This window comes from Sphaerimonospora mesophila, assembly GCF_001417795.1.
GTDB classification, from domain to species: Bacteria; Actinomycetota; Actinomycetes; order Streptosporangiales; family Streptosporangiaceae; genus Sphaerimonospora; species Sphaerimonospora mesophila.
Genome location: NZ_BCBX01000001.1, coordinates 1 through 1,878, shown reverse-complemented (window position 1 = coordinate 1,878; position 1,878 = coordinate 1). Strand labels below are relative to the sequence as shown.

Sequence of the window (1,878 nt, the reverse complement as noted above, 5' to 3'; positions counted from 1 at the left end):
TCAGACCTCTTCGACGCTGCTCGGCTCACGCCGGGACAGGTCGATGCCGAGTTCCTCGGCAGCGCGGAAGACGTCCTCGTCGGTGTCCCTCATCTCGATCGACATACCGTCGCTGGACAGGACCTCGACATTGAGACACAACGACTGCATCTCCTTGATAAGGACCTTGAAGGACTCGGGAATACCCGCCTCGGGAATGTTCTCGCCCTTGACGATCGCCTCATAGACCTTCACCCGGCCCACGACATCATCCGACTTGATCGTCAGCAGCTCCTGCAGCGCATACGCCGCACCATAGGCCTCAAGAGCCCACACCTCCATCTCACCGAACCGCTGACCACCGAACTGCGCCTTACCCCCCAACGGCTGCTGAGTGATCATCGAGTACGGACCCGTCGACCGCGCATGAATCTTGTCATCGACCAGATGCAGCAGCTTCAGAATGTAGATGTACCCCACCGAGATCGGATGCGGGAACGGCTCACCCGAGCGCCCATCGAACAACCGCGCCTTCCCATGGTCCCCGACCAGACGATCCCCGTCCCGATCCACCAGCGTATGCCGCAGCAGACCGACGATCTCATGCTCCTCGGCACCATCGAACACCGGCGTGGCCACATTCGTGTTCGGCTCGACCCGCGCGATCCCCTTGTCCCGCAACCGCTCGGCCCAGGCCTCCTCCACCCCGCTGATATCCCACCCCTGCGAGGCGATCCAGCCCAGATGCGTCTCCAGCACCTGACCCACATTCATCCGCCCGGGCACCCCCAGCGGATTCAGAATGATGTCCACCGGCGTACCGTCCTCCAAGAACGGCATATCCTCCACCGGCAGAATCTTCGAGATCACACCCTTGTTCCCGTGCCGGCCCGCCAGCTTGTCCCCATCGGTGATCTTCCGCTTCTGCGCCACATAGACACGAACCAGCTCATTCACCCCCGGAGGCAGCTCATCGCCCTCCTCCCGGGAGAACACCCGAACCCCGATGACCTTGCCCGACTCCCCATGCGGCACCTTCAGCGAAGTGTCGCGCACCTCACGCGCCTTCTCCCCGAAGATCGCCCGCAGCAGCCGCTCCTCCGGCGTCAGCTCCGTCTCCCCCTTCGGAGTGACCTTGCCGACCAGAATGTCCCCCGTCACCACCTCCGCGCCGATCCGGATGATGCCCCGCTCGTCCAGATCCGACAGCACCTCCTCCGACACGTTCGGAATGTCACGGGTGATCTCTTCCGGACCCAGCTTCGTATCGCGCGCGTCGACCTCATGCTCTTCGATGTGGATCGAGGACAGCACATCGTCTTGCACCAGACGCTGCGACAAGATGATCGCGTCCTCGTAGTTGTGGCCCTCCCACGGCATGAACGCCACCAGCAGGTTCTTCCCCAGCGCCATCTCACCGTTCTCGGTGCACGGCCCATCGGCGATGACCTGACCGACCTCGACCCGATCCCCCTCGGCCACGATCGGCTTCTGGTTGAAACACGTGCCCTGGTTGGACCGCTTGAACTTCGCCACCCGGTAGGTGATCCGCGTGCCATCGTCGTTCATGACCGTGATGTAGTCGGCCGAGACCTCCTCCACCACCCCCGCCTTCTCCGCGGTGATGACATCCCCGGCATCGGTCGCGGCGCGGTACTCCATCCCGGTCCCGACCAGCGGCGCCTGACTCTTCAACAGCGGCACCGACTGCCGCTGCATGTTCGAGCCCATCAGCGCGCGGTTGGCGTCGTCGTGCTCCAGGAACGGGATCATCGCGGTCGCCACCGACACCATCTGCCGCGGCGACACGTCCATGTAGTCCACCTCGGACGGATGAACCGCCTCGAACTCCCCGCCCTTACGCCGGGCCAGCACCCGCGACTCCGCGAAACTCCCATC

General features: G+C 63.8%; 1 protein-coding gene. It reads right to left on the bottom strand.

The annotated features are described in order from the left end of the window. Window positions 1-1,878, bottom strand: a 1,878-nt coding sequence (locus AP234_RS00005) for a DNA-directed RNA polymerase subunit beta (RefSeq protein ID WP_083501642.1), incomplete at its 5' end; no start/stop codon positions are given.